Annotated in this window: 23 protein-coding genes; 14 read left to right on the top strand and 9 right to left on the bottom strand. The window is 65.3% G+C overall.

Going from position 1 to position 26128, the window contains the following annotated elements:
• Positions 1–80 precede the first annotated feature (80 nt).
• From AACH87_RS07495 to AACH87_RS07485, 3 genes are all read left to right on the top strand, one after another.
• The gene (locus AACH87_RS07495) at positions 81–1328 is read left to right on the top strand and encodes a patatin-like phospholipase family protein (RefSeq protein ID WP_338798149.1); all 1248 of its coding nucleotides are present in this window, start codon (positions 81–83) and stop codon (positions 1326–1328) included.
• 69 nt (positions 1329–1397) lie between these two features.
• Positions 1398–3497, top strand: coding sequence for a methionine--tRNA ligase (gene metG / locus AACH87_RS07490; protein ID WP_338798148.1), 2100 nt, complete (start codon positions 1398–1400; stop codon positions 3495–3497).
• A gap of 229 nt (positions 3498–3726) precedes the next feature.
• Positions 3727–4092, top strand: a complete 366-nt coding sequence (locus AACH87_RS07485; protein ID WP_338798147.1) for a hypothetical protein — start codon at positions 3727–3729, stop codon at positions 4090–4092.
• Positions 4093–4138: 46 nt separating this feature from the next.
• On the opposite strand, the gene AACH87_RS07480 is transcribed toward AACH87_RS07485, so the two are convergent.
• Positions 4139–4798: a YitT family protein gene (locus tag AACH87_RS07480; protein WP_338798146.1), complete on the bottom strand. Its 660-nt coding sequence runs from the start codon at positions 4796–4798 to the stop codon at positions 4139–4141.
• Positions 4799–5138: 340 nt separating this feature from the next.
• Positions 5139–5699, bottom strand: coding sequence for an outer membrane protein assembly factor BamE (locus tag AACH87_RS07475; RefSeq protein ID WP_338798145.1), 561 nt, complete (start codon positions 5697–5699; stop codon positions 5139–5141).
• A gap of 42 nt (positions 5700–5741) precedes the next feature.
• Between AACH87_RS07475 and AACH87_RS07470 the strand changes: the two genes are divergently transcribed.
• The 8 genes from AACH87_RS07470 to AACH87_RS07435 all read left to right on the top strand — a co-directional run bounded on the left by AACH87_RS07470 (position 5742) and on the right by AACH87_RS07435 (position 14188).
• A complete protein-coding gene (locus AACH87_RS07470) occupies positions 5742–5948 on the top strand; it encodes a DUF3460 family protein (protein ID WP_338798144.1) in 207 nt (68 codons plus the stop codon).
• A 156-nt stretch (positions 5949–6104) separates the two neighbouring features.
• Entirely contained in the window at positions 6105–6902 is a 798-nt protein-coding gene (locus AACH87_RS07465; RefSeq protein ID WP_338798879.1) for a ScpA family protein, read from the top strand.
• 137 nt (positions 6903–7039) lie between these two features.
• Positions 7040–8629 (top strand): L-aspartate oxidase, encoded by a 1590-nt coding sequence (gene nadB / locus AACH87_RS07460; RefSeq protein ID WP_338798143.1) that lies wholly within the window; start codon positions 7040–7042, stop codon positions 8627–8629.
• A 44-nt stretch (positions 8630–8673) separates the two neighbouring features.
• Positions 8674–10029, top strand: a complete 1356-nt coding sequence (gene bioA / locus AACH87_RS07455; RefSeq protein WP_338798142.1) for an adenosylmethionine--8-amino-7-oxononanoate transaminase — start codon at positions 8674–8676, stop codon at positions 10027–10029.
• The gene (gene bioD, locus AACH87_RS07450) at positions 10026–10703 is read left to right on the top strand and encodes a dethiobiotin synthase (protein ID WP_338798141.1); all 678 of its coding nucleotides are present in this window, start codon (positions 10026–10028) and stop codon (positions 10701–10703) included. The genes bioA and bioD overlap by 4 nt, the downstream gene beginning before the upstream one ends.
• Positions 10700–11941: an 8-amino-7-oxononanoate synthase gene (gene bioF, locus AACH87_RS07445; protein WP_338798140.1), complete on the top strand. Its 1242-nt coding sequence runs from the start codon at positions 10700–10702 to the stop codon at positions 11939–11941. Before bioD ends, bioF begins: the two co-directional genes overlap by 4 nt.
• 167 nt (positions 11942–12108) lie before the next feature.
• On the top strand, positions 12109–13725 hold the full coding sequence (locus AACH87_RS07440) for a phosphoethanolamine transferase (protein WP_338798139.1): 1617 nt from the start codon (positions 12109–12111) through the stop codon (positions 13723–13725).
• Positions 13726–13825: 100 nt separating this feature from the next.
• The gene (locus tag AACH87_RS07435; protein ID WP_338798138.1) at positions 13826–14188 is read left to right on the top strand and encodes a 5-carboxymethyl-2-hydroxymuconate isomerase; all 363 of its coding nucleotides are present in this window, start codon (positions 13826–13828) and stop codon (positions 14186–14188) included.
• A 77-nt stretch (positions 14189–14265) separates the two neighbouring features.
• On the opposite strand, the gene AACH87_RS07430 is transcribed toward AACH87_RS07435, so the two are convergent.
• Positions 14266–15879 carry a gamma-glutamyltransferase family protein gene (locus AACH87_RS07430; protein ID WP_338798137.1) on the bottom strand — a complete coding sequence of 538 codons (1614 nt, stop codon included), beginning with the start codon at positions 15877–15879 and terminating at the stop codon, positions 14266–14268.
• Between the two features lie 37 nt (positions 15880–15916).
• On the bottom strand, positions 15917–16885 hold the full coding sequence (locus AACH87_RS07425; protein WP_338798878.1) for a tripartite tricarboxylate transporter substrate binding protein: 969 nt from the start codon (positions 16883–16885) through the stop codon (positions 15917–15919).
• A gap of 141 nt (positions 16886–17026) precedes the next feature.
• Between AACH87_RS07425 and AACH87_RS07420 the strand changes: the two genes are divergently transcribed.
• Positions 17027–17953: a LysR family transcriptional regulator gene (locus tag AACH87_RS07420; RefSeq protein WP_338798136.1), complete on the top strand. Its 927-nt coding sequence runs from the start codon at positions 17027–17029 to the stop codon at positions 17951–17953.
• A gap of 26 nt (positions 17954–17979) precedes the next feature.
• Here the strand turns inward: AACH87_RS07420 and AACH87_RS07415 are convergent, their stop codons facing one another.
• Positions 17980–19818 carry a chorismate-binding protein gene (locus AACH87_RS07415; protein WP_338798877.1) on the bottom strand — a complete coding sequence of 613 codons (1839 nt, stop codon included), beginning with the start codon at positions 19816–19818 and terminating at the stop codon, positions 17980–17982.
• A 285-nt stretch (positions 19819–20103) separates the two neighbouring features.
• On the opposite strand from AACH87_RS07415, the gene queE reads away from it, so the two are divergent.
• Positions 20104–20742: a 7-carboxy-7-deazaguanine synthase gene (queE, locus tag AACH87_RS07410; protein WP_338798135.1), complete on the top strand. Its 639-nt coding sequence runs from the start codon at positions 20104–20106 to the stop codon at positions 20740–20742.
• Positions 20743–20807: 65 nt separating this feature from the next.
• Positions 20808–21182 carry a 6-carboxytetrahydropterin synthase gene (locus AACH87_RS07405; protein ID WP_338798134.1) on the top strand — a complete coding sequence of 125 codons (375 nt, stop codon included), beginning with the start codon at positions 20808–20810 and terminating at the stop codon, positions 21180–21182.
• 141 nt (positions 21183–21323) lie between these two features.
• On the opposite strand, the gene nadA is transcribed toward AACH87_RS07405, so the two are convergent.
• The 4 genes from nadA to AACH87_RS07385 all read right to left on the bottom strand — a co-directional run bounded on the left by nadA (position 21324) and on the right by AACH87_RS07385 (position 26013).
• Complete coding sequence (gene nadA, locus AACH87_RS07400; RefSeq protein WP_338798133.1) at positions 21324–22454, bottom strand: quinolinate synthase NadA; 1131 nt, start codon at positions 22452–22454, stop codon at positions 21324–21326.
• Positions 22451–23329 (bottom strand): carboxylating nicotinate-nucleotide diphosphorylase, encoded by an 879-nt coding sequence (gene nadC, locus AACH87_RS07395; RefSeq protein ID WP_338798132.1) that lies wholly within the window; start codon positions 23327–23329, stop codon positions 22451–22453. The genes nadA and nadC overlap by 4 nt, the downstream gene beginning before the upstream one ends.
• 111 nt (positions 23330–23440) lie before the next feature.
• Positions 23441–24817: an ankyrin repeat domain-containing protein gene (locus AACH87_RS07390; RefSeq protein ID WP_338798131.1), complete on the bottom strand. Its 1377-nt coding sequence runs from the start codon at positions 24815–24817 to the stop codon at positions 23441–23443.
• Between the two features lie 197 nt (positions 24818–25014).
• On the bottom strand, positions 25015–26013 hold the full coding sequence (locus AACH87_RS07385) for a diguanylate cyclase (protein ID WP_338798130.1): 999 nt from the start codon (positions 26011–26013) through the stop codon (positions 25015–25017).
• Positions 26014–26128: the final 115 nt, after the last annotated feature.

Raw genomic sequence — 26128 nt, 5'->3', positions numbered from 1 at the left:
TGGAAGCGGCGCCGCACACTCCTGACCACAGCCATCTACAGTCTTTCTCTGTTGAGCCGCACTAACCACCCACGTCCACGATGCGCCCCAAACACCCGGCCGCCCCCGCCACGCCCCCAACGGGCCTGCTGTTGACGGGCGGCGGTGCCCGTGCCGCCTACCAGGTGGGCGTGCTCGAAGCCATTGCCGATCTGCGGCAGGCCTGCGGCGCGGGTGATGAACCCAACCCGTTCCCCATCATCACCGGCACCTCGGCCGGGGCCATCAACGCAGCCGCCCTGGCCTGTGGGGCCGACCACTTTGACCGCGCCGTGCGGCGCATTGCGCGCGTGTGGCGGCAGTTTCATGCCAACCAGGTGTACGGAGCCGATTCGCTGAGCGTGATGCGCAGCGGCGCGCGCTGGCTGACCCTGCTGTCCATGGGCTGGGCGCTGGCGCGGTGGCGGCGCATGCGGCCCCAGTCGCTGCTGGACAACTCTCCGCTGGAGAAGCTGCTGGTCAAGATGGTGCCGCTGGTGCGCCTGCCCCGCCTCATCCGCAAAGGGCACCTCAAGGCGCTGGCGGTCACCGCATCCAGCTACAGCTCAGGCGAGCATGTGACGTTTTTTGAGTCGGCCGAGCCCGTGCAGCCCTGGGTGCGCTCGCAACGCAAGGCGGCGCGCGACCGCATCACGCACGAACACCTGCTGGCGTCTTCGGCCATTCCGTTCATCTTCCCCGCCAAAGGCATCGTCATGGGCGACCACACCGAATATTTCGGTGACGGCTCCATGCGCCAGTCTGCACCCATCGCCCCGGCCATCCATCTGGGGGCCGAGCGCATTCTGGTGATCGGCGCAGGCCGCATGCACGAGCCCAAAGGCGATGCCACCGCCAACCCGTCGCCCACCTACCCGTCGCTTGCGCAGATTGCAGGCCACGCGCTGTCCAACATCTTTCTGGACGCGCTGTCGGTGGATGTGGAGCGGGTGCAGCGCATCAACCAGACGCTCTCGCTCATCCCCGAAGAAAAGCGCACCCACAGCGCCCTGCGGCCCATCGAGCTGCTGGTCATCGCCCCCTCGCAACGGCTCGATGCCGTCGCCGCCCGCCACGTGGGCGACCTACCCGGCCCGGTGCGCACCATGCTGGGCGCGCTGGGCGTGACCTCCAACATGGCCGATGTGCGCGGGGCCGCACTGGCCAGCTACCTGCTTTTTGAGGCAGGCTACACCCGCGAGCTGATGGAACTGGGCCGCGCCGACACCCTGGCCATGCGCGAGGAGGTGTGCCGGTTCTTTGGCTGGACGGACACAGGCGCAGAAGTCACCCGGCAGTTGCATCAGTAGGCCACCGCCCGCAACGGGGCTTGGCGCTCGCCTAAAATTGCGGGTTCCGCCTGAGAAAGCCGTACACCCATGACGTCATCCGCCCGCAAACTCTTCGTCACCACCGCCCTGCCCTATGCCAACGGCAACTTCCACATCGGCCACATCATGGAATACATCCAGGCCGACATCTGGGTGCGGTTCCAGCGCATGCGGGGTAATGCAGTGAATTTTGTGGGTGCTGACGACACCCACGGCGCGCCCATCATGATTGCCGCAGAGAAGGCAGGCAAAACGCCCCAGCAGTTCGTGGCCGACATCGCCGCGGGCCGCAAGCAGTATCTGGACGGTTTTCACATCAGCTTTGACAACTGGCACAGCACCGATGCGCCAGAAAACCACGAGCTGGCCCGCCAGATCTACCGCGACCTGCGCGACCGCGCCGACGGCAGCCTGATCGAAGTGCGCACCATCGAGCAGTTCTTCGACCCCGAGAAGAACATGTTCCTGCCCGACCGCTACATCAAGGGTGAATGCCCCAAGTGCCATGCCAAGGACCAGTACGGCGACAACTGCGAGGTGTGTGGCACGGTGTATGCCCCCACCGACCTGATCAACCCCTACTCGGCCCTCTCTGGTGCCAAGCCCGAGCTGAAACAATCCGAGCACTTCTTCTTCAAGCTGTCGGACCCGCGCTGCGTGGAATTTCTGCAGAACTGGACACAGGACGGCAAACTCCAGCCCGAGGTGGCCAACAAGATCAAGGAATGGTTCACCGTCCGCACCAACCCGGACGGCACGCAAAGCGAAGGCCTGGGCGACTGGGACATCAGCCGCGATGCGCCCTACTTCGGCATCGAAATTCCAGACGCGCCGGGCAAGTACTTCTACGTGTGGCTGGATGCACCCGTGGGCTACCTCGCGTCGCTGAAGAACCTGCTGGAAAAGCGCGGTGAGAGCTACGACGCCTACATGGCCGACCCGCTTCTTGAGCAGTACCACTTCATCGGCAAGGACATCGTCACCTTCCACACCCTGTTCTGGCCCGCCATGCTGCACTTCAGCGGCCGCAAGACGCCCAACAGCGTGTTCGTGCACGGCTTCCTCACCGTGAACAACGGGGAGAAGATGAGCAAGAGCCGCGGCACCGGCCTGGACCCGCTCAAGTACCTGAGCCTGGGCATGAACGCCGAATGGCTGCGCTACTACCTGGCCGCCAAGCTCAGCGCCCGCAACGAAGATATCGACTTCAATGCCGAGGACTTCATGCTGCGCGTGAACAGCGACCTCATCGGCAAGTACGTGAACATTGCCAGCCGCGCTGCGGGCTTCTTGACCAAGCGCTTTGACGGCAAGCTGACCAGCGACTTTGACGCTGCCGGCAGCGCCCTGCTGGCCGAAGTGCGCGGCGCCCGCGACACGCTGGCCCAGCTGTACGAGGCCCGCGAATACGGCAAGGCCACCCGCGAAATCATGCTGCTGGCCGACCGCATCAACGCCTACGTGGACCAGAACAAGCCCTGGGACCTGGCCAAGGACGCCGCCAACAACGTAGCGCTGCACCAGGTGTGCTCGGTGCTCATCAATGCGTTCGACGCCCTCACCCGCTACTTGGCCCCCGTGCTGCCCGGCCTCTCGCGCGCGGTGGAAGGCTTCGTCGGCCGCAGCATGGCGCAGTGGGCGGTGGACGGCAACGTGCAGGCCATCCAGCCCTACAACCACCTGATGCAGCGCGTGACGCCCGAGCAGCTTGAGGCATTGTTTGAGGCCCCAGCGCAGGCTGCACCTGCGCAAGCAGCTACAGAAACAGTAGCATCCAACGGCCACCCCGGCGGCGAAGAGCTAGCCCCCACCATCACCATCGACGACTTCACCAAGATCGACCTGCGCATTGCGCTGATCGTGAATTGCGAGCCGGTGGAAGGATCCACCAAGCTGCTGCGCCTGACGCTGGATGTGGGCGAGGGTCGCACCCGCAACGTGTTCAGCGGCATCGCCAGCGCCTACAAGCCCGAAGACCTGATTGGCAAGCACACCGTGATGGTGGCCAACCTGGCCCCGCGCAAGATGAAGTTTGGCGTGAGCGAAGGCATGGTGCTGGCCGCCAGCCACGGGGATGAAAAGGCCAACCCCGGCATCTATGTGCTGAACCCCTGGCCCGGCGCTACCCCCGGCATGCGGGTACGCTGAGGCGCGCAGTCCCCTGTTCCGTGTATCAAGGCCCAGCGATGGGCCTTTTTCTTTGCTGACTGCAGGGTACGCGCACACCAAGGCCTCGCCGCCCACCGGCACGCACATGGGGCAGATTCCGACAAGCGGCCCATTCGCCCGCATGCCCAATCCAATGACGCTCCAGCCTCTCCGCCAGGGCCTGAACGTCCCTTGTTGGCTGGGAGCCCGACCACGTAAAGGAGACGCCATGCCCCAGCAAAACCTGTCGCAAGCCCATGTCCGCGAGTCCATCGCGGGAGAGGAAGACCCCGGTGCGTCGCTGGATGTGGTGCGCAGCCTGCTCCAGAAGCAACGACTCGTCCATCTGCAGGACACCGCACCCACCATCCACCTGGATTTGACACTGGGCCAGCACGCCATTGCCGCCGATGTGGCCTGGAGGGCACAGACCGCCAAGACCACGGCCGAGCTGCTAGGCCTGGTCGTTGCCCACCATGGCGAGATTGCGGACCAGGCCTGGGCCCTGTTCACCCGCACCGGGCAACGCGCCCTGGCGCTGGAGGTGGATGAAGACCGTGACGGAGTGTTCTACATCAGCCGCCGGGATGGCTGACGGGCCGTTGACAGGCCGTTGGGTCGTGAAAGCCGCTTGGAGCCTGTCAGTGGCCCACATAGCGGCCCGGGCGATGGCTGATCCACAAGAACACGCCCATCACCACAGCGGCCAGCACGGAGTAAAACACCCGCTCCAGCGGCACCACAAACAAGGCCAGCAGCAGAACCACGCAGTCGATCACCAGTTGCACCTTGCCTGCCCGGATGCCATGGCGGTTTTGCATGTACAGCGAAACGATGGTGGCTCCACCCAGGCTGGCGCGGTGGCGCGCCAGAAACAGGCAGCCAGCGCCCAGCAGCAACCCACCCAGCAGGGAGGCAAACAGCGGGTTGATGTAGCTCACCTGCATCACATGCGGGAACAGCTCTGTCAGCAGGGACAGAAGAGCCACGCTGACAAAGGTCTTGAGCGTGAATTCACGCCCCATGCGCGTCCACGCAAACCAGTAAAACGGCAGGTTGACCACAAAGAACAGTTTGCCAAACGACACATCCGTCAGGTAGTGCAGCAGGAACGCAATCCCCGCCGTGCTGCCAATGAGCAGACCCGCCTGATTGAACAGCATCAGCGCCATGGCAACGAACAACGTGCCGGAAAACAGCGCCTGGGCATCTTCGTAGGTGCCGTGGCGCAGTGAGGTGACAGGGTGGCTGGAGGGCGCTGGAGCCGGAGGCAACTGCGAGGAAGGGGAGGAGGAAGACATGGAAAAACTCTTGATTTCTGAACCGGGAGCGAAGGCCTTGTGGGCCTCACTCCATCACCGGCACGACACCGGCCTGAGAACCTGTTCACATTGATTGCACAGGTTCTTACACCAAGCAAACCGCAGGCCAGGGTTGCGACCTGCGGGAAAGGCATGACCCGCCTGAACTTGCTATGAAATTTGCAGCACCTTGCGCTGATGGCAATTGCTGCAGGCCCAATTTTCCGTCAATTGCCATATCCCTGCTGCGCGCAGCGGCGGGGTTCAGCTCCAGAGACGGCTCCATGGCAGACCCCAAGACTCCGCTGACCGTGACGCCATGAACGCGCTCACTGCGCTATCACCGGCCTCCGCCCCGGAACTCCGGTGCCTCCATATCGTCTGCCGAGCGGGTACGGATGACACGCTGGTCCCCTCCATGCACCACCGTAAAAACCTGTGGCGTGCCACCCGGAGACACAAACCGCCAGTCCACCTCGGTCTCTGCCTTCAGGGCAAAGTACATGGTCTTGGCGGGCTTGCCCAGCATGCGCCGCACCTGGGACATCTCCATGCCCGGCTGCACACGGGCAAACACTTCGGGCGTCAGCACCTGCCTTGCTGCCTGCAGCCTGCCGTCTGGCCCGATGGTCATCATGTAATTCACCTGTCCCGCAGGCTGGCGGTTGTATTCGAGCGTGCGTCCGCCATCGGGCTCGTTCCACACATTTTCAGGCGCGCCAAACCGGTCGCGCACGTCGGCCTCGGTCGAAACGCCGGGTTGCAACTCGCTCAGACGCTGCGGATCGCAAGCCGCCAGGGCACACAGGGCGAGCGCAGCCGCAACCGCCCAGGCACTGCGCCCCAGGCGTTGAAGGTGAAGAAAAGAAAGACGGTCGGTGTATCGGCGCAAAAAGGTCATGGCATCGTCCCGGTAAAATCCGGCCCAAAGAGGTTCACAGACATGTCCATTTTCCGCCGCCCCGATTACCAATCCGACGCTACCCAGTTCATCAACCAGCTCAAGACCAGCAAGCCCGAGCTGGACAAGCAGCAGCAGGCCGGCCGCGCCCTGCTGTGGGACAAGCAGGTGGACCGCCAGCTGTGGGGCGACTACCGCCGTGGGCAAGTGGCCCAGAAGCCGTACGTCTACCAGACCAGCGCGGACTGACGCTTTGCGGTTGCCATTCTTTGCCATGAAATCAGCCTCCGGCGCTTGTTCCATAAGCGCTGGCAGCTACGCATTTCATAGCAATCCATGAGCAACATCCCCTCCCCCCTGACCGCCCCCGAGGCGGACGAGCCACCTGTGCCCTCCGGCAGCACCATGCCCGAAGTGGTGGACCAGGTGGCTTTGGCGCGCCTGTACGGTGAGCCGCTGTTTGCGCTGCCCACCGACCTCTACATCCCGCCCGACGCGCTGGAGGTGTTTCTGGAGGCGTTCGAGGGACCGCTGGACTTGCTGCTGTACCTGATCCGCAAGCAGAACTTCAACATCCTCGACATCCCCATGGTGAGCGTCACGCGCCAGTATCTGGCGTATGTGGACGAGATCCGCAGCCGCAACCTGGAGCTGGCTGCCGAATACCTGTTGATGGCAGCCATGCTCATCGAGATCAAGTCGCGCATGCTGCTGCCGCCCAAGAAGCAGGAAGGCGGCGAGGAGCCCGAAGACCCGCGCGCCGAGCTGGTGCGCCGCCTGCTGGAATACGAGCAGATGAAGATGGCCGCGGCGCGCCTGGGGCAGATGCCCCAGTACGGGCGTGATTTCCTCAAGGCGCAGGTCTACATCGAGCAAAGCCTGCAGCCCCGCTTTCCGGATGTGCATGTGGTGGAGTTGCAGCAGGCCTGGCGTGACATCCTCAAGCGCGCCAAACTGGTGCAGCACCACAAGATCACACGCGAAGAGCTTTCCGTGCGCGAATACATGAGCATGGTGCTCAAGACCCTGCAGGGCCGCCGCTTTGTGGAATTTGAAGAACTGTTCAACCCCGAGAGCGGCAGCACCGTGCTGGTGGTGACCTTCATCGCCCTGCTGGAGCTGGCCAAGGAAACCCTGATCGAGATCACGCAGGCCGAGGCCTTTGCCCCGATCTACGTGCGCCTCGCCTACACACCCGTATGACATCCAACTGAGCGGCTGCGCCGCTTCCCCCTCTCTCGCTGCGCGGGAGGGGGACGCCACCGGTGGCCTGGCGAAGCCAGATCCACGGCGGCACTGGCATGGCGCCGCGCCCACTTCAACGGCAACTGACACCTTCTATGGCATCCCACGACTTTGACGTTCTCATCGTAGGCAGCGGCCTCGCAGGCCTCTCGGCGGCCCTGCATCTGGCACCCACCCACCGCGTGGCCGTGATCACCAAGCGCACGCTGCAGGATGGCTCCAGCGCCTGGGCGCAGGGCGGCATTGCCGCCGTGCTGGCCGACGACGACAGCTTTGCCGCGCACATTGAAGACACGCTGGTGGCAGGTGCAGGCCTGTGCGACCTGGCCACCACACGTTTTGTGGTGGAGAACGCGCCCGAATCCATCGCCTGGCTGCGCGGCCTGGGCGTGCCCTTCACGCTCGAAGGCGACCAGCTGCACCTGACGCGCGAAGGCGGCCACAGCGCACGCCGCATCGCCCACGTGACCGACGCCACGGGCGCGGCCGTGCAGCGCACGCTGATCGACGTGGTGCGCAGCACGCCCGGCATCACGTTGTTTGAGCAGCACACGCTGGTGGACCTGATCACCACACGCAAGCTGGGCCTGCCCGGCAACCGCTGCCTGGGCCTGTATGCGCTGGACAGCGACACCGATGAGGTCGTGACCTTCCGCGCACCGCAGACCATTCTGGCCACGGGCGGCGCAGGCAAGGTGTACCTGTACACCACCAACCCCGACACCGCCACCGGCGACGGCATTGCCGCCGCCTGGCGCGCGGGTTGCCGTGTGGCCAACATGGAGTTCATCCAGTTCCATCCCACCGGCCTGTACCACCCGCACGAAAAGTCTTTCCTCATCAGCGAAGCGGTGCGCGGCGAGGGTGGCAAGTTGTTGCTGCCGCCATCAGCCGGTGGCCACCGCTTCATGCCCGACCACGACCCGCGCGCAGAACTGGCCCCGCGCGACGTGGTGGCCCGCGCCATCGACTTCGAGATGAAAAAGCACGGCCTCGACTGTGTGCACCTGGACATCTCGCACCAGAGCCCGGAATTCCTGCAGGAGCACTTCCCCAACATCCTGGCCCACTGCGCGTCGCTGGGCATCGACATCACCAAAGAGCCCATCCCTGTGGTGCCCACGGCCCACTTCACCTGCGGCGGCGTGCTGACCGACCTGGCAGGCCGCACCGACCTGCCCGGCCTGTTTGCCGTGGGCGAGGTGGCCTGCACCGGCTTGCACGGCGCCAACCGCCTCGCCAGCAACTCGTTGCTCGAATGCATGGTGTTTGCCCGTGCTGCCGCGCAGGCCATCGCCGCCGCACCTGCAGCCGAGCTGCCCGACGTGCCCGCATGGGACGACAGCCAGGTGACCGACGCGGACGAGTGCGTGGTCATCTCGCACAACTGGGACGAACTGCGCCGCTTCATGTGGGACTACGTGGGCATTGTGCGCACCAACAAACGGCTGGAGCGCGCCGCGCACCGCATCGCCATGCTGCAGGCGGAGATCCAGGAGTTCTACGCGCACTTCCACGTCACGCGCGACCTGCTGGAGCTGCGCAACCTGGTGCAGGTGGCGGACCTGATCGTGCAAAGCGCACAGATGCGCCGCGAAAGCCGGGGCCTGCATTACAGCCGCGACTACCCCGAGGTGGCAGCCCCCGCGGCGCCCACCATCCTGGTGCCGCCGGTGCAGCGCTGATCAACGCTGCGCAAGGTTCTGTCCTCCACATCCCGCAAGCATTCATGAGTACACCGCCTGCATCGCATGCACCCGCAGCCACGCTGGCCCAGCGCAGCGTGGCCCACGTGTGGCACCCCTGCACCCAGATGAAGCGCCACGAGGCGCAGCCGCCCATTGCCATTACCCATGCCCAGGGGCCCTGGCTGCATGCGGAAGATGGCCGCCGCTATCTGGACGGCGTCAGTTCCTGGTGGGTCAACCTGTTTGGCCACAGCCACCCGCACATCAAGGCCGCACTGGCCGATCAGCTCGACAATCTCGACCATGTGATGCTGGCAGGCTTCACCCACGCGCCGGTGGTGGAGCTGTCAGAGCGCCTGGGCGCGCTCACCGGCCTGGGCCACGCGTTCTACGGCAGCGACGGTGCATCGGCCACCGAAATTGCGCTGAAGATGAGCGCGCACTATTGGCGCAACCTGGGCCGCCCTGGCAAGAGCCATTTCATCGGTCTGGCAGGCGGATACCACGGCGAAACGGTGGGTGCCCTGGCGGTCACAGACATTCCGCTGTTCCGCGAGGCCTATGCCCCGCTGGTGCGCCTGGCCGCCACCGTGCCCAGCCCCGATGCACGCCTGGCAGAGCCGGGCGAAACCGCCGCCGATGTGGCCCGCCGCGCCGCCACCGCACTGGAGCACTGGCTGCAAGCGCACCATGCCGACACTGCGGCTTTGATCGTGGAACCCCTGGTGCAGTGCGCCGCTGGCATGGCCATGCACGACCCCGAATACCTCCGGCTGGCCCGCGCACTGTGCGACCGGTACGAAGTGCATCTGGTGGTGGACGAGATTGCCGTGGGCTTTGGCCGCACAGGCACCCTGTTTGCCCACCAGCAGGCAGGCATCAGGCCTGATTTCATTTGCCTCTCCAAAGGCATAACCGGGGGCACGCTGCCGCTGTCTGCGGTGCTCACCACGGATGCGGTGTATGCCGCGTTTTACGACGACAGCATGGCGCGGGGCTTTTTGCACTCGCACTCGTACACCGGCAACCCGCTGGCCTGCCGCGCTGCCGTGGCCACGCTGGAGCTGTTTGACCAGCTTGATGCACTGAACGCCAACGCAGCCCTGGCCCAGCGCATTGACGCAGCCTGTGCACCGCTCACCCAACACCCGCGCGTGCGCCACGCCCGGCGGCTGGGCATGATCTGGGCGTGGGACGTGGACTCTCCCCTGCCCGACTTTGCCCGCCGCTACCACCAGCATGCGCTGGCGCAGGGGCTGTTGCTGCGCCCCATCTCCCACGCAGCGGGGCATACGGTGTATGCCATGCCACCTTACCTGCTGGACGACGAGGCCGTGCACTGCCTGGCCACCGGTGCCCTGCACGCACTGCAAGCCACCCTGGCGGAGGAAGCATGACGCGCTGCTTTGTTGTAGGCACCGACACCGGCGTCGGCAAAACCCATGCTTCTTGCGCGCTGCTGCAAGCCCTGGCGCGGCACCACCGCCGCGTGGTGGGCATGAAGCCCGTGGCGGCAGGCGTGGTGCCCTGGGGCGAAGGCTGGGCCAGCGAAGACAGCATTGCCCTGCGGGCGGCCTCCACCATTGCCGTGCCGCCTGAGCTGGACACCCCGATGCTGCTGCCGGATCCCCTGTCGCCCCACATTGCCGCAGAGCGCGCGGGGGTGTCCATCAATATCGCCACCATCGTGCACGCTTACGAAGCGCTCAGCGCGCAAGCCGATGCCGTGGTAGTCGAAGGGGCCGGTGGGTTCCATGTGCCGTTGTCACTGACCGAAACCGGGGCGGACCTGGCCGTGGCGCTCAAGCTGCCCATGGTGCTGGTCGTAGGTCTGCGCCTGGGCTGCCTCAACCACGCGTTACTCACCGCAGAAGCGATTTCCGCACGCGGGCTGACACTGGCAGGCTGGGTGGCCAACCGGGTGGACCCCGACATGCTGGCCCCCGATGAAAACATGGCGTGGCTGCAGCAGCGGCTGGGCGCGCCCTTGCTGGCAGAGATCCCCTGGGGCGAGCACAGCGCGCACGACCTGGCCGCCCACTTTCAGCTTCCTGCAGACTGGACCCGATGAACACCTCCGCCCCCCTGCCTGCCAGCTCGTGGCTCCATGAACTGCAGGACCGCCTCGCCGACCTGAAAGACCAGCACCTGCTGCGGGTGCGCCGCACCGTAGCCCCTGCGGGCGGCCCCCTGCTGCAGGTGGATGGCCAGCCCATGCTGGCCTTTTGCAGCAACGACTACCTGGGCCTGGCGACCCACCCCGCCCTGGCGGCCGCGGCCAGCGAGGCGGCCCATGCCTACGGGCTGGGCTCGGGCGGCTCACCGCTGGTCAGCGGGCACAGCACCGCCAATGCGCTGCTGGAGCATGACCTGGCCCGCTTTGTGGGCCTGCCCCGCGCGCTGTACTTCTACGCGGGCTATGCCACCAATGTGGGGATCGTTCCGGCGCTGGTGGGCGCGGGCGATGCGCTGTTCTCCGATGCGCTCAACCACGCCTGCCTGATTGACGGGGCCCGCCTATCGCGCGCCACCATTCACCGCTATCCGCATGCCGATCTGGCCGCACTGGAGGCGGCCCTGGCCAGCAGCCCTGCCCGCCGCAAGCTGGTGGTGACCGATGCGGTGTTCAGCATGGATGGCGATGTGGCCGACGTTCCCGCGCTGCTGGCGCTGTGCGAACGCTACGACGCCCTGCTGCTGATTGACGACGCCCACGGCTTTGGCGTGCTGGGCGGCCCCAACGGCCAAGAGGGGCGCGGCACGCTGGCGCACTACGGGCTGACGGGCGATAACGCATCGCCCCGCATCCTGTACATGGCCACGCTGGGCAAGGCCGCGGGTGTGGCAGGTGCTTTTGTAGCCGGTAGCGATGCACTGGTGGAATGGCTTCTGCAAAAAACCCGCAGCTACATTTTTGCCACTGCGGCCCCGGCCTTGCTGGCCAAGTCTTTACAGGCCAGCCTGCAGGTGATGCAGACGGAGACCTGGCGCTACAACCACCTGCAGCAGCTCATTGCCCGCCTGAAGGCAGGGCTGGCCCCGCTGCTGCTGCGCAAGCCATGGCAGTTGCTGCCCTCCAGCACCCCCATACAGCCTCTGGTGATCGGCTCCAACGCGGCAGCGCTGGACGCCATGGAAGCCCTGCGCTCGCGCGGCCTGTGGGTGCCCGCCATTCGCCCCCCCACCGTGCCCGAGGGCACGGCGCGGCTGCGCATTGCCCTGTCTGCCGCCCATACGCTGCTGGACATAGACCGCCTGGTGCAGGCACTGGCGGAGCACGCTGCATCGAGTACAGAGCAGCAGCACTGACCCACGCCACAAACCAGCACCAGCCCTGCGGGAAAAGGGGATGTCGCTAGACTGCGCCGCCCCTTTCTGGTCACCCGCTTCCCATCCGAAGCGCCACGGCCAGGCGCCGCACGCGTGCCGCCTTCCGTCTGACGAACCATGAAGGGACCACCCTGAACCCACCCTTCATGTTCACTGCCAGCACCTCTCTCTTCCCGCTGATCCTCATCACCAGCTTTTTTGTGGTCCTTGGGCACGATGGCCGCAGGGTCGCGCAACTGGGGGTGCTGTTCTTGCCTGCGCTGCTGTGGCTCGTATGGCCTGTGCAGTCGGGCCTATGGCAACGCATGCGGCGCAGTGCCATCTGGGCACTGGCCATGGCTTTTGTAGCCGACGGGCTGCTGCGCGCCTACCTGTGGGAGGCTTATCAGGCGGCCCCCGACAGCACCACCGTGTTGGGTGCCCTGGCCAATACCAATCCGCGCGAGGCAACGGAGTACCTGCAGACCCACTGGCGGGCCGCATTGCTGGGCTGCGCAGTCTGGGCAGCCACCGGTGCGCTGCTGTGGCGCTGTTTGCCCCACAAGCATGCGGCGCAGCTCAAGCCAGGGCGTCGGTGGCAGATGACTGCGTGGATCACCCTGTCGCTGCTCTGCCTGGCTGCTCTCGCCAGCAAGCCCTGGCGACGCCTGCATCCGCTGCTGTACTGGCCCACCCTGGCGCAGTCGGTGAAGGCTCAGCAGGACCAATGGGCCAACCAGGCGCAACGCCGTGCAGCCCTGCAGGCCAACGCGCTGAACGCGAACCCCACCCTCAGCCGCTCTGGTCCCTCCACTGTCGTGCTCGTCATCACCGACAGCATCAACCGCGACAACATGCAGCTTTACGGCTACGGACGGGCAACCACCCCCAGGCTGGTAGACCTGCAACGCCAGCAGCCGGAGCAGATGCTGGTGCTGCGCCATGCCTGGTCGGCAGATGCGAGCACCCTGCCAGCGCTCGACAACCTGTTCGGCATGGGTGACCCCCACACACCCCAACCCCAGCACCTGATGGCCTTGGCACGGGCGGCGGGCTACAAAGTCTGGTGGATGAGCAACCACGACGATATGGCCGTGGAGCAGCAACACGCCAGGCTGGCCGATGTGGTGGACATGGTCAACCGCACCCCGGGCCGCGCCAGCGCATCACTGGACGGTGAGTTGCTCGACTGCATCGAAGAAGCTCTGGCCGACAAGGCCGAGCGCAAGTTCATCATCGTGCACCTGCTGGGCGCCCACCCCCACTACCGGCTGCGTTTTCCGCAGGGACAGAACCCTTTTGATGATGGGGTGGATGCGGTGGAATCGCAGTTGCAAAGCCAAGGCCGATCGGCCTGGGTGAGGCGCTACCGGCAGGACTATGACGCTGCGCTGCTGTACCACGACTTTGTGGTGGCGGAGTCTCTGCGCATCACCCAGCGTGTACCCCGCAAGGGGGAATACCGGGCCTGGTTCTACCTGTCTGACCACGGCCAGGAAGTAGGCCATGGAGAAAACCGCGTGGGGCACAGCCCGGCTACAGAATCGGGCTACCGCATACCGGCACTGGCCTGGTCTAACGGCTGGGCGGCACAGCCCCGCACTGCAGACGACTTGCCCAGCGTGGCCCAGCGCCCTTTCCGCGCTGACTGGGCGGGCTGGACTTTGGCCCATCTGCTGAGCCTGCAGTGGGCAGGCCAGCAACACGAGCGGGATGTGCTCAACCCTGGCTACCAGTGGGCACCGCCCGCGCTGCCAGTGCAGGTGCGATCGTTCATCGAATGAACCTCGGGCTCCTCGGTAAGCGCATGGCCCCACCTTATCCGTCCAGATTCAAAACCGGGCACACTCCAACGCTTCACTCCTCAACCCATGCAAGGACACCATGCCGCATCTGGTCATTGAAACCACCGCCAACCTCGGCACCTATCCCAAAGCCCAGGTTCTCAAGGAACTGGCAGCGTCGCTCACCGCACATCCTCAGATTCCGGTCGAGGCCGACCTGAAAATCCGCTTTGTGGATGTGACCGACTTTGTGATGGGCACAGCGCCAGAACTGCGTGGCTTTGTGCATGCCGAGCTGCGGCTGATGACAGGGCGCACGCCCGAAGCCAAGACCGAACTGGCCGGACGCGTGCTGGAGGTGCTGCAACGCAATACACCACGACCCGAAGGCATGTCAGTGCAGCTGAGCGTGGAAGTGCGCGACATGGACCGCGCCACCTACGCCAAAGCCCGACTCGAATAACTCTTTGGGCGCTTCGCCCTCTGCCTTAGGGCGGGCTAAGGGCTGACTAAGGGCGGGCCGCAAACCCGCCCAGTGCCTCAATACCCGGCAGCCAGTCCGTCGCGGCGCGGGTCGCTCGCAGCCACATAACCTTCCACAGCCGGGTTGCCCGCACGCCAGATGAACTGGCCCGCGCCAAAGTCCTGGTACGAGTCGTTGATGACATCGATCTCGTGCCCCAGATCCTGAAGGCCCTGCACGGTGGCTGCGTTCATGGCCGCTTCCACGTTGATGTTGAGCCCCTTGTTGAAGCGCCAGCGCGGCGCATCGCAGGCGGCCTGCAGGCTCTGGCGGTAGTCCAGCATGCGCACCAGCGTTTGCATGTGGCCTTGCGGCTGCATGTTGCCGCCCATCACGCCATAGCTCATCACGGGCTGTCCGTCCTTGGTCAGGAAGGCCGGGATGATGGTATGGAAGGGCCGCTTGCCAGGCGCCACGACGTTCGGGCTGGTGGCATCCAGGCTGAAGCCATGGCCCCGGTTTTGCAGGCTGATGCCGTAGGTGGGCTCCACACAGCCTGAGCCAAAGCCCATGTAGTTGCTCTGGATGAAGCTGACCATCATGCCGTTCTCATCGGCTGCCGTCAGGTAGATGGTGCCGCCCTTGACCGGGTTGCCCGCCTTGAAGTCCTGCGCACGGCCCAGGTCGATCATGCGGGCGCGTGAGGCCAGGTAGGCGTCATCGAGCATTTGCTCGGGTGTCACTTCCATGGTGGATGGCTCGGACACATAGCGGTACACATCGGCAAACGCGAGCTTCATGGCCTCGATCTGCACATGCTGCGAGGCCACCGAATCCACCGGCAGGCTGGCCATGTCGAATTTTTCCAGGATGCCCAGCGCAATCAGCGCAGCAATGCCCTGGCCGTTGGGCGGAATCTCGTGCAGCGTGTAGCCCCGGTAGTCGCGGGCAATGGGCTTGACCCACTCGGGCTGGTAGCTGGCCAGGTCTTTCACCGTCAGGGCTCCGCCCTGCTCTTTGGCAAAGGCTACCAGGGCTTCGGCAATCTCGCCCTCGTACAGCGCATCGCCGTTGGTGGCGGCAATGGCCTTGAGCGCACGGGCTGCGGCGGGGAAGCGGAACAGCTCCCCCACCTCAGGCGCGCGGCCCCAGGGCAAGAAGGTGTCGGCAAAGCCCGCCATGCCCTGCAGCACGGGGGTGGCAGCCACCCACTTTTGCTGCACCACGGGCGGCACCAGGTAGCCGCGCTCTGCAACTTCAATCGCAGGCACCATCAGATCGGCAAACGGCAGCTTGCCAAAGCGCTGGCTCAAAGCCACCCAGCCACGCACCGCGCCGGGGATGGTTACCGAATCGATGCCGCGCATGGGCGGCGTGGCGGCGTCTGCGCCGTACTTGGTCTTGAAGTATTCGGGCGTCCAGGCCTGCGGCGCACGGCCCGAGGCATTGAGGCCGTGCAGCTGCTGCCCATCCCACAAGATGCAGAACGCATCGCTGCCCAGGCCATTGCTCACCGGTTCCACCAGCGTCATCACGGCGGCAGTGGCCACGGCAGCGTCTACCGCGTTGCCGCCCTGCTGCAGGATGCGCAGACCGGCCTGTGCCGCCAGCGGGTGCGAGGTGGACACCACATTGCGCGCGAACACCGGGATGCGGGTAGAGAGGTAAGGGTTGTGGTAGCTGAACTGCATGCGGTCTCCTGGCGTTTATTCGAGGTGGATGGGGTGCTTATTCGTTGACGATCTTGCGTTCGCTGATGATCTTCTTCCACTTGGCCAGATCGTCCGCCACCATCTTGGTGAACTGGGCGGGCGTGCTGGTCACGGGCTCAATGCCCAGCGTGGTGAGCTTGTTGCGCACCTCGGGGTCGCTGAGCGCCTGGTTGGCGGCCGTGTTCACACGGGTCACGATGTCGGCGCCCAAGCCCTTGGGGCCGTACAGGCCGAACCAGGTGTTGGACTCGTAGCCGGGCAGCGTGTCGGCAATGGGTGGCAAATCGGGCGCCAGTGGGCTGCGTTTGAGCGTGGTGACGCCCAGCGCACGCAGGCGGCCATCGCGCACATGGGGCATGCCGGTGGGCAGCGAGTCAAACAGCACATCGAGTTGGCCGCTCACCAGGTCTGGAATCGCCAGCGCCGTGCCCTTATAGGGGATATGCGTTACGTAAAGACCCGCCTGTGCCTTGAACAGCTCGGCCGTCAGCTGCACGATGGTGCCGTTACCGCTGGATGCGTAGTTGAGTTTTCCGGGGTTCTTTCTGGCGTACTCAATCCACTCCTTCACCGTCTTGGCGGGCGAGCTGTTGGGCACCAGCATGATGCTGGGCGCGTTGCCTACATGGGCAATGGGTGTGAAGTCACGCACCGTGTCGTAGGGCAGTTTGTTGCCAAGCGCCGGGCCAATCGAGTGCGTGCTGGTGGTGGCCAGCAGCAGCGTCAGGCCATCGGCAGGCGCTTTGGCTGCCAGATCCGCCCCCAGGCTGCCGCCCGCGCCGGGCTTGTTGTCCACCACGATGGAGGTGCCCAGCTTTTCACCCATCTTTTGCGACAGGGTGCGCGCAAACAGGTCGGTCGCGCCGCCTGCCGGGAAGGGCACGATCAGGCGGATGGGTTTGCTGGCCTGTGCCAGTGCAGCAGGCACGGTGGCACCCAGAGCCATGGCGGCGGCCAAGCCGCGCAGAAAGTGGTGGCGACGGATCATGGATCGATTCCTTGCAAGAGTGGGGAGCGGCAACAGTGAAAAGAAGGCACCTTCAACGCACCCAATGTATGCGCTGGCCATCCATCAAAACAGATAATCAAAGTTATTTCACTATGACGCTACGTCATAAATAGCACCATGAAACCTTCAGCTGCCCCTGCCGATGAAGTCTCGCTGCAGCAGTTCCGCGCCCTGGCCGCGATTGCGCAGACGGGCAGCTTCACCTTGGCGGCCGATGCGCTGCAACTCACCCAACCTGCCGTCAGCCACCTCATCAAGCGCATGGAGCAGCAGCTGGGCCAGCCGCTGGTGGTGCGCGGGCGGCGCATTCGGCTCACCGATGCCGGGCAGATGATGGCCGACACCGCCCAGCGCGCGCTGCGCATGATTGACGAGTCGGTGCACGCCTGTCGCTCGCAGGCGCAGTTGCAAGAAGGCCGGGTAGTGGTGGCCGTGGGGCACCTCACGGCGGGCGCCCTGCTGCCCGCGTTGCTCACCCGCTTCTCGGCCGCGCACCCGCAGCTGGTGGCCACGCTGCACGACAGCAATGCCGCGCAGATGGTGGCGCAGGTGCTCTCGCGCGAGGCAGACTTGGCGCTGGGCTCAGACATCGGCCAGACGCATTCAGAGCTAGCCACCGAGCGCCTGTTCAGCGAGCGCATGGCGCTGTTCTTGCGGCAAGACCACCCCCTGGCCCAGCGCGCCAGCGTGCAAGGGCGTGACCTGGATGGCCTGGCCTTGGTGCATGTAAACCCCGACGCCGTGGTGTGGCGTGCCATCAGCCGCGAACTGAGCGCCGTGGCCAATGTGTACCCGCAGGTGGTGCACCATGTCTCGATGCTGACCACGGCCTTCGGCATGATCCAGGCGGGTGCCGGGGTGGCGCTGCTGCCGCGCTACGTGGCGCGCCTGATGCCGCCCGACCTGCGCGCCGTGCCCATCGTGCGGCCAGTGCTGGAATTTCCGGTGGTCGCCATCCGCCTGGCCAAACAGCCGCTCAGCCCCGCAGCCATGGCATTTTTGGCCATGGCGCGGCAGCATTTACGGCCAGCCGCGCCGAACTGAAATCCAGCTCAAGACGGGCGAACCGCTCACACCATCTGCACATCAGAAGGCAGCACCTGCGCTGGCAGCCAGCCTCGCAGGCTGTTGATAAACGCCCAGGCCCGTACCCGGGGAACATCGCTCACACGCAGCACAGTCTCCGTGAGGCGGCCTTCGCGCAGCGCCACGGCTCGGCCTACACCGGGCAGCAGCCCGCTGGCCAGGGGTGGGGTCACCCAGCGGCCATCGGCCAGCAAGGCTGCGATGTTGCCGCGCGTGCATTCGGTGATCTCGCCCTGCTCGTTGAACAGCAGCGTGTCAAACACTTCGGCATCGGTGGGGTTGAAAGCGTCGTAATGCCCGCGCCGGGTGGTCTTGTGGCGCGTGAACTCGCTGTGAGCCTCGGCCAGGGGGTGGCTGGCCAGCTGCAGCCGCACCACGCCGGTGGTGGGCTGCATGGCAAAGGCCTCGGCCCGGGGCTGTCCTTGTGCATCCAGCAGCAGGCGCACGCGCCACAGCCCTTGCGGATGCTGCACAGCCAACTGCGCAAGGCATTGCTGCATCGCAACTTCATTCCACAGATAGCCAAAGTGGCGGGCAGCGCTTTGCATGCGCGCCAGGTGGTCAGCGCAGTGGCGCAAGGTGCCCCCCTCCAGCGCCAAGGTTTCCAGAATTTCAAAAGGCATGCTCGCCCTTTCCATAAAAGCGCGCTTGTGGCGCCACTCGTGCCACTCAGCATCGGGCTGCGCGCCCGAGGTGATGCCGCTGCCAATGCCGCACACCACCGCCTGCCCCTCGCCCGCATCGCTGGCGGGCGTCAGCACCAGGGTGCGAATGGGGACATTGAAGGTGGCTGCCACCGGGTGCAGCCCGCTCTCGCCCGCAGGGCCTGCCGGGCGCACCACACCCACGGCCCCGCAGTACACCCCGCGGGGTGCGGGCTCCAGTGCGTGGATCATGTGCATGGCACGCACTTTGGGCGCGCCCGTGACGGAACCACAGGGGAACAACGCTGCAAACACATCAGCCAAGCTGGTGCCCGGGCGGGTGCGTGCCTGCACGTCCGAAGTCATCTGCCACACCGTGGGCAGCGCCTGCGTGGCAAACAGCGCGGGCACGCGCACGCTGTGGGGCAGCGCCACGCGCGATACATCGTTGCGCAGCAGGTCCACGATCATCACGTTCTCTGCCCGCTCCTTGGGCGCTGTGCGCAGGTGTTCAGCGTGGGCGGCGTCCTGCGCGGGCGTGGCACCGCGGGGGGCGGTGCCCTTCATGGGGCGGGCCAGCAAGGGGCCCTCCCCGGCGGGGCTGTCCATGCCTTCGTGCCAGTCAAAAAACAGCTCGGGCGATACGGAGAGCACCTGCTCGGGCCCGGCATCGATGAAGGCGGCGTATCCATGCGGCTGGGCGCGGTGCAAGGCGGTAAACAGGTCTGCCGCATGGCCCTGCAGTGTGCCGTGCACCGGCGCGGTGTAATTCACCTGGTACAGCTCGCCATTGCCAATGGCTTGCTGGATGCAAGCGATGGCAGCATCAAAATCAGCGCGCGCAATGCCCGGCTGCCACTGCACGCTGGGGGCTTGGCCCGTTGCCCCTGGGGGGGGCTGGTCTGCAGGCCAGGGCTCGGCCTGGTCGTACACCGCAAACCAGGCCAGCGGCCCCTGGGCGGCGTGGGTCTGCAGGGCAGCATCAAACGCAGCTGCCGCCTCGTAGCGCACATAGCCCACGCACCACGCCCCCTGGCGGGCTGCGGCGTGCACGGCGTCCAGCACTGCGCGCACGTCGCCTGCTGCATCGGCGCGCAACACCTGGCGCGGTGCACCAAACTGACAGCGCAGGCGGGGCGCATCAGGTCGCAACGGCTGGGTGAAGTCGATGCAGGTCATAGAAGTGAAATTCACCTTCAGGGCAATAAAGTCGAGCGCAGGCAGCTACTTTTTTAATAGCAAAACAAAACTGTCGCACCAAGCACGGGCCAGCTGCCGCGCCAGCCGCCCCCGCTCGGGCAAAGGTGGCAAGGATAGCCAGATTGCGTGCCAGCGCGCATCGCATAGACTTGGCACCCTCCTTTTTGGGGGCTTTTGCAGGCAAGCCTGCCGCTTTTTAAGGTGGGCATTGCCCCTTTGCCCCCGCTGTTTGTGCCCCCCTGAAACACCCGCCCCACGATCCACATGACCTATTCCGTCAAGGAAATCTTCTACACCCTGCAAGGCGAAGGCGGCCAGGCGGGCATGCCTGCAGTGTTCTGCCGCTTTGCGGGCTGCAACCTGTGGACAGGGCGCGAGCAAGACCGCGCCAGCGCCATCTGCCGCTTTTGCGATACCGACTTTGTGGGCACGGATGGCACGCTGGGCGGCAAGTTTGCCGATGCCCCGGCACTGGCCGCGCAGATTGCCGCCCTGTGGCCTGCCGCCGACACCCGGCACCGCCTGGTAGTGCTGACGGGCGGAGAGCCCCTGCTGCAGGTCGACACACCTTTGATCGACGCCCTGCATGCCCAGGGCTTTCGCATTGCGGTGGAAACCAATGGCACCGTGGCTGCCCCCGAGGGCATTGACTGGCTGTGCGTGAGCCCCAAAGCCGGGGCCGAATGGGTGCAGCGCAGCGGCCAGGAGCTGAAACTGGTGTGGCCCCAGCCGGGCCTGGACCTGGACCTGTTGGAGACCACCGGCCAGTTCAGCCAGCGCTTTCTGCAGCCCATGGATGGGCCGGACCAAGCCCGCCACATTGCCCTGTGCATCGACCTGTGCATGCAGCGACCCGCCTGGCGCCTGAGCCTGCAGACGCACAAGCTCACCGGCATCCGCTGAGCCACGCGGCCGCGTACCACCGCTTGCCCCTCCAGCCCCCTCACAGACCGCCGTTTTGTTACCCCATGCTGTTCACCATCTCCCAGCGATTTTTCTTTGATGCGGCCCACACCCTGCGCCGCGAGATCGAGGCCGAAGGCAGCCGCCGCGTGCACGGCCACACCTACCATGCCGAGGTCTGCCTGACCGGGCCACGCGACCCGGCCACCGGCATGGTGCTGGACCTGGGCCTGCTGCGCCAGGGCCTGGCCGTGGTGCGCGAGCAGCTGGACCACCACATGCTGGACGAAGTGCCCGACCTGGGCGCCCCCACGCTGGAGAACCTGTGCATCTTTATTGCCCAGAAGCTGCCCGCCAATCTGCGCCCCAGCCTGAGCCGCGTGCGCGTGTGGCGTGAAGCCTTGGGCGACAGCTGCACGCTCGATATACCGAAGGCATAACCACGCGTGACGACCAGATCCGCATGGCGCTCCATCGGCGACGCTCTCTCGCGGGCCTAGATCCACATCAAAAACACTGCTAGCGCTTGATTAACAAGCGCCAGCAGCTACATATTTGATAGCAAATCAACTCGCAAATTTTCAAGCAGCACCCAGGTGCGGCACCAGCCCCGCCGTAGGCTGTCCGTTCTTGAGCGCCGCCGTGAAGGCTAGCATCCGGTCAATCGGCTGGCGTGCGCGGGGGATGAGCGCGGGCTCTACGTGCACCGCATTGGCCCCGGTCTCCAGCACGCGGGCCACATCGGCCAGGCCGTTCATCGCCATCCAGGGGCAATGCGCGCAGCTCTTGCAGGTGGCGCTGTTGCCCGCCGTGGGCGCTTCATAAAAGGTCTTGCCGGGGTTGAGCGTGCGTAGCTTGTGCATCATGCCGTTATCGGTGGCCACGATGAATTCGGTGGCATCCATCTCGCGTGCGGCCTTGAGGATGGCGCTGGTCGATCCCACGGCATCGGCCAGGGCCACGACATCGGCGGGGCTTTCGGGGTGGACCAGCACCTTGGCGGCGGGATGCTCTTTTTTCAGCAGCTCCAGCTCCAGCGCCTTGAACTCGTCGTGCACTATGCAGGCACCGCTCCAGAACACCATGTCCGCCCCCGTTTCGCGCTGGATATACGCGCCCAGGTGGCGGTCAGGGGCCCACAGAATCTTCTGGCCTGCGGCCTTGAGGGCACTCACGATCTCCAGCGCACAGCTGGATGTGACCAGCCAGTCCGCCCGCGCCTTCACCGCCGCGCTGGTGTTGGCGTAGACGACCACGGTGCGGTCAGGATGCTGGTCGCAAAACGCGCTGAACTCGTCGATGGGGCAGCCCAGATCGAGCGAGCAGGTGGCATCCAGGTCGGGCATGAGCACGGTCTTTTCCGGGCTCAAAATCTTGGCCGTCTCACCCATGAAGCGCACGCCGCTCACCACCAAGGTCTGCGCGGCATGGTCGCGGCCAAAGCGGGCCATCTCCAGCGAATCGCTGACGATGCCACCCGTCTCCTCGGCCAGGTCCTGCAGGTCGGGGTGCACGTAGTAGTGCGACACCATGACCGCGTTCTTTTCCTTGAGCAGACGGCGGATCTTGTCCTTGAGCGCGGCACGCTCGGCCTGCGAAGGCTCAGGCGGCACACGCGCCCAAGCGTGTTTGGTGGAGCAGACGGCGCCCGCAGCGGCTTCGTCGGGCTGCTCGTATTCCACATCGATGCGGTTCAGGGCTGCGGTGCTCATGCCAGCTCCTGCAGGCGCATTGAAAAATCGGTGGCCTTCACATCCTTGGTCAGCGTGCCGATGGAGATGCGGTCCACGCCCGTCTCGGCCAGTTCGCGCAAACCTTCGAGCGTGACGCCGCCCGAAATTTCGAGGATTGCACCACCGCCCGCATGCGCTGCATTGATGCGCACCGCCTCGCGCAGCATGGGCAGCGGCATGTTGTCCAGCAGCACCATCTTGGCCCCTGCGTCCAGCGCTTCGGCAAGCTGCTCCAGGGTCTCCACTTCAATCTCGATGAAGCTGGCCTGCGCGGCCACGGCTTGCGCAGCTTTCAGCACGGCCGTCACGCCACCGGCAGCGGCAATGTGGTTCTCTTTGATGAGCACCGCATCGTGCAGGCCAATGCGGTGGTTGGTGCCGCCACCTACGCGCACCGCGTACTTTTGCGCCAGGCGCAGGCCGGGAATCGTCTTGCGCGTGTCCACGATGTGGGCGCGTGTGCCCGCCACCACGTCCACATAGGTGCGCGTCTTGGTGGCCACGGCCGACAGCAGTTGCAAAAAATTCAGCGCAGTGCGCTCGGCGCTCAGCAAGGCGCGGGCCTGGCCTTCCATCTCCAGCACCACCTGGTCGGGGGCGCAGCGCTGGCCCTCTTGCACATGCCAGGTGATCTGCACCGTGGGGTCCAGTGCGCGCAGGGCCGCTTCGGCCCAAGGGGCGCCACAGATCACGGCGGCTTCGCGCGCCAGGATGCGAGCGCGGGCACGGCGGGCGGGGTCAATCAGGCCAGCGGTCAAGTCGCCAGCGCCTACGTCTTCGGCCAGGGCGCGGGCTACGTCGGCCTGGGCCAGGGCAGCCACGGCCGCTGCGGTTTCATCGTCTCGTTTTTTCATGGGCGGCAAGCATAGCGGCAACGCACTGCATTGCGTCACATTTTTGACAGCAGGTACGACTCGCAGTCACCAGCGACTCATGACCTGCCGCCAAGGCGGCCCCGCACTGCGTCACTCGTCGCGGCGGGCGCGCAAATCCCCCGGGGTCACTCCGGCAATGTTCTGCACACCATCGTTCGCGCCGTGCTGGCGCAGCAACGCCATGACGCTCGGGTTGTCGTCCAACGCAAACCACAGCGGGCCACCATCCGACACCCAGGTCTGGCCGCTGCAGTAGTGCAGTGCGGTGTTGCCATAGGCGTCCACCGCGTGCACGTCGGCCCCGGCGGCCAGCAGGTACTCGGCCACGGCAAGGTCATCGGCCAGCGCGGCTGCCATCAAGGGCGTGCCCAGGCGGCCCACCCGGCCCTTGTCTTCGTAGATGACTGCCGCAGTGCGCACATTCACGTTGCAGCCCAGTTCTTTGACCAGGTAGCGCACCAGCTCCACCTTGCCCGGCATGACGCAGGGGGCTGCACTGGCGCGCACGAGCAAATCAGGCGCCACCGCACGGGGGTTGGCCTGCGCCAGTTTGCGCACCATGTCCACCGAAAAGCTCTGCAAGGCCTCCTGCAGTGTCCGGGGCCGGACCTGTGCGCCGTGCGCCAGCAGCCAGTCCACCCACTCCACCTGGCCCGATTGCGCTGCGTACGCCAGCGCGTCCATGCCGTCGGGAGTGCAGGCGGCCAGATCAGGCTGGCGCTGCAGCACGATGCGCAGGTTGTGCAAACGTGCCTGCAGGACTGCGGCGGCCTCCGTCAGTGCTTGCTGGGCGTCATCACGTTCGTCATCGCTGCTTTCATCGCCGTCGTCACTTCTGTCATTTGCCTCGTCGCAGGCCAGTTGCGCCTCTGCGTGCTCGGCAATCGCCCAGCGGTAGCCTTCGCAGGCCACCAACCAGGGGGTTTTGCCGTCGGAGTTGCAAAAATCCACCGTGCCTTCGCTGGCGATGAGGGCATCGAGTTCTTCCCCTGTGATTTCACGCTCGGCCATCTCTTCCATGAAGGCTTCGGCCTCGTCGCTGGCGGGTGCACCGTCCTCTTCACCCGCACCGTCGTCTCCATCAGCCTCCATGCCCACTTCGATCATCGCCTGCTTGCTTCCCTCTGACAGCGAGCCCGGATGCTCCTCGTACACCAGTGTTTCGATGAAGTCCCAGTAGTAGGCCGAAAGGTCCACGCCCTCGCCACCCTCGAAGGGCACCAGCACCAGATCGCCGCCATCCACATCGCACTGCATGCCCAGCAGCTCGAAAGCGCGCGCCAGGTAGGAGGTGCGGGCAAACTCTTCGGGGTTCTTGAGGTAGTCCGCAATCACCATGTGCTGGGGGCACCCGCGCTGCAGGCTCTTCAGCGCGGCGGCGTGGTCAGCCTGACGAATACGGAAAGCGCCCGGTGGGCTGACATATGGAACGGGGTGGTCGGGGCTGTGGGGCACGTGTGCAGTCATGGGTAGTTGGGGCTTTAAGGATGTCCTTAAGGAGCTAATAGACTGGAGCGAACTGCAAGAATGCCCGCGCAACAACGTCCAGCGGGCAAACCGAAATCTTGCGGAGGATGATAGTCAGCGCAGCACGCTGCGTACTGGACAAGTTGTCCAGTACGCACGCCCCGCCATTGAGGGCGTTAAGCACAAGGGCGTCCGACTCAGCGCTGCGCCAAATGCTCCTTGGCCGTCACCTGCAGTTCGTAGCTGAAGAAATGGTTGCGCCCCAGCGCCTTGGCGGCATACAGCGCCTCGTCTGCGCGTGTCACCATGCCTAGATAGGTGGTGCTGTCGTCGGGCACGCAGGTGGTGATACCGCCCGATACAGTGACGTATTCAGACACCGTGGAGCCTGGATGCAGCAGCTTGCGCCCCGCCAGTACTTCGGTCAGGGCCCGCGCAAACATCATTGCGCCAGATCGCGGCGTGTTGGGCAGGATGAGTCCAAACTCCTCGCCCCCCACACGGCAGGCCAGATCGCCCGGGCGCTGGCAAATGCTGGCCAGCAGATGGGCCACGGTCTTCAGGCACTTGTCACCTTCAGGGTGGCCCAGCGCATCGTTGTACTGCTTGAAGAAGTCGATGTCGCACATCATGAGCGTGAGGGGCTTGCGCTCTCGCCGCGCCATGCGAATCTGCTCATGCAGCACACGGTCAAAGCCGCGGCGGTTGACAAGTCCCGTCAGCGCATCGCGCTCGATCAGCGAATTGAGCTTGCGGTTGGCATCGTACAGTTCCTCGGTAGCAGCTACCAGGCGACGCTGCATGGCCAGCAGGCGCTGCATGGCGCGGATCTTGGCAGCCAGCACCGTGGCCCGTACGGGCTTGACGAGGTAGTCGTCCCCACCCGCGCGAATGCCTTCCCACAAATCCTCATCACGGTCCATACCGGTGAGGAAGATGATGGGAGTCCAACGGCCATCCTCCAGATCGCGGATGCGCTCTGCGATCCAGTAACCGTTGTTACCGGGCATGAGGATGTCCAGCAACACCAGATCGGGCCGCTGCTGCTGGAACATAGCCAGCGCCTCATCGGCAGATGAGGCCTCGATCGCCTGCTCCACCCCCATGCGCAGCAGCTCCTGGCACAGGTGCTGGCGCACCGAATCCTGGTCGTCCACCACCAGAATCCGCAAGTCGGTGTTCTGAAGAATCTTCATTGACTGACCTTCCTGCATGCTTTCTCTGTCTCCGTGTTTTTCGCCATCCGGGGTCACGGTGGTACCGCAACCATCGTCACAAGCCATTGTGAGGCTAAAACCGCTCACTACCGTT

Origin of the sequence: Acidovorax sp. DW039, assembly GCF_037101375.1 — a bacterium.
Taxonomy (GTDB): Bacteria; Pseudomonadota; Gammaproteobacteria; order Burkholderiales; family Burkholderiaceae_C; genus Acidovorax.
This window is presented reverse-complemented; position numbering and strand designations above follow the sequence as displayed.

Bases quoted from the DNA above. Each gene is read 5' to 3' on its own strand.
- bioA (WP_338798142.1), top strand. From the start codon at position 8,674: ATGAGTACACCGCCTGCATCGCATGCACCCGCAGCCACGCTGGCCCAG.
- metG (WP_338798148.1), top strand. From the start codon at position 1,398: ATGACGTCATCCGCCCGCAAACTCTTCGTCACCACCGCCCTGCCCTAT.
- nadB (WP_338798143.1), top strand. From the start codon at position 7,040: ATGGCATCCCACGACTTTGACGTTCTCATCGTAGGCAGCGGCCTCGCA.
- AACH87_RS07465 (WP_338798879.1), top strand. From the start codon at position 6,105: ATGCCCGAAGTGGTGGACCAGGTGGCTTTGGCGCGCCTGTACGGTGAG.
- nadC (WP_338798132.1), bottom strand. From the start codon at position 23,329: ATGAAAAAACGAGACGATGAAACCGCAGCGGCCGTGGCTGCCCTGGCC.
- AACH87_RS07440 (WP_338798139.1), top strand. From the start codon at position 12,109: ATGTTCACTGCCAGCACCTCTCTCTTCCCGCTGATCCTCATCACCAGC.
- nadA (WP_338798133.1), bottom strand. From the start codon at position 22,454: ATGAGCACCGCAGCCCTGAACCGCATCGATGTGGAATACGAGCAGCCC.
- AACH87_RS07390 (WP_338798131.1), bottom strand. From the start codon at position 24,817: ATGACTGCACACGTGCCCCACAGCCCCGACCACCCCGTTCCATATGTC.
- queE (WP_338798135.1), top strand. From the start codon at position 20,104: ATGACCTATTCCGTCAAGGAAATCTTCTACACCCTGCAAGGCGAAGGC.
- AACH87_RS07420 (WP_338798136.1), top strand. From the start codon at position 17,027: ATGAAACCTTCAGCTGCCCCTGCCGATGAAGTCTCGCTGCAGCAGTTC.
- AACH87_RS07405 (WP_338798134.1), top strand. From the start codon at position 20,808: ATGCTGTTCACCATCTCCCAGCGATTTTTCTTTGATGCGGCCCACACC.
- AACH87_RS07495 (WP_338798149.1), top strand. From the start codon at position 81: ATGCGCCCCAAACACCCGGCCGCCCCCGCCACGCCCCCAACGGGCCTG.
- AACH87_RS07415 (WP_338798877.1), bottom strand. From the start codon at position 19,818: ATGACCTGCATCGACTTCACCCAGCCGTTGCGACCTGATGCGCCCCGC.
- AACH87_RS07430 (WP_338798137.1), bottom strand. From the start codon at position 15,879: ATGCAGTTCAGCTACCACAACCCTTACCTCTCTACCCGCATCCCGGTG.
- bioD (WP_338798141.1), top strand. From the start codon at position 10,026: ATGACGCGCTGCTTTGTTGTAGGCACCGACACCGGCGTCGGCAAAACC.
- AACH87_RS07385 (WP_338798130.1), bottom strand. From the start codon at position 26,013: ATGAAGATTCTTCAGAACACCGACTTGCGGATTCTGGTGGTGGACGAC.
- AACH87_RS07475 (WP_338798145.1), bottom strand. From the start codon at position 5,699: ATGACCTTTTTGCGCCGATACACCGACCGTCTTTCTTTTCTTCACCTT.
- AACH87_RS07470 (WP_338798144.1), top strand. From the start codon at position 5,742: ATGTCCATTTTCCGCCGCCCCGATTACCAATCCGACGCTACCCAGTTC.
- AACH87_RS07435 (WP_338798138.1), top strand. From the start codon at position 13,826: ATGCCGCATCTGGTCATTGAAACCACCGCCAACCTCGGCACCTATCCC.
- AACH87_RS07485 (WP_338798147.1), top strand. From the start codon at position 3,727: ATGCCCCAGCAAAACCTGTCGCAAGCCCATGTCCGCGAGTCCATCGCG.
- bioF (WP_338798140.1), top strand. From the start codon at position 10,700: ATGAACACCTCCGCCCCCCTGCCTGCCAGCTCGTGGCTCCATGAACTG.
- AACH87_RS07480 (WP_338798146.1), bottom strand. From the start codon at position 4,798: ATGTCTTCCTCCTCCCCTTCCTCGCAGTTGCCTCCGGCTCCAGCGCCC.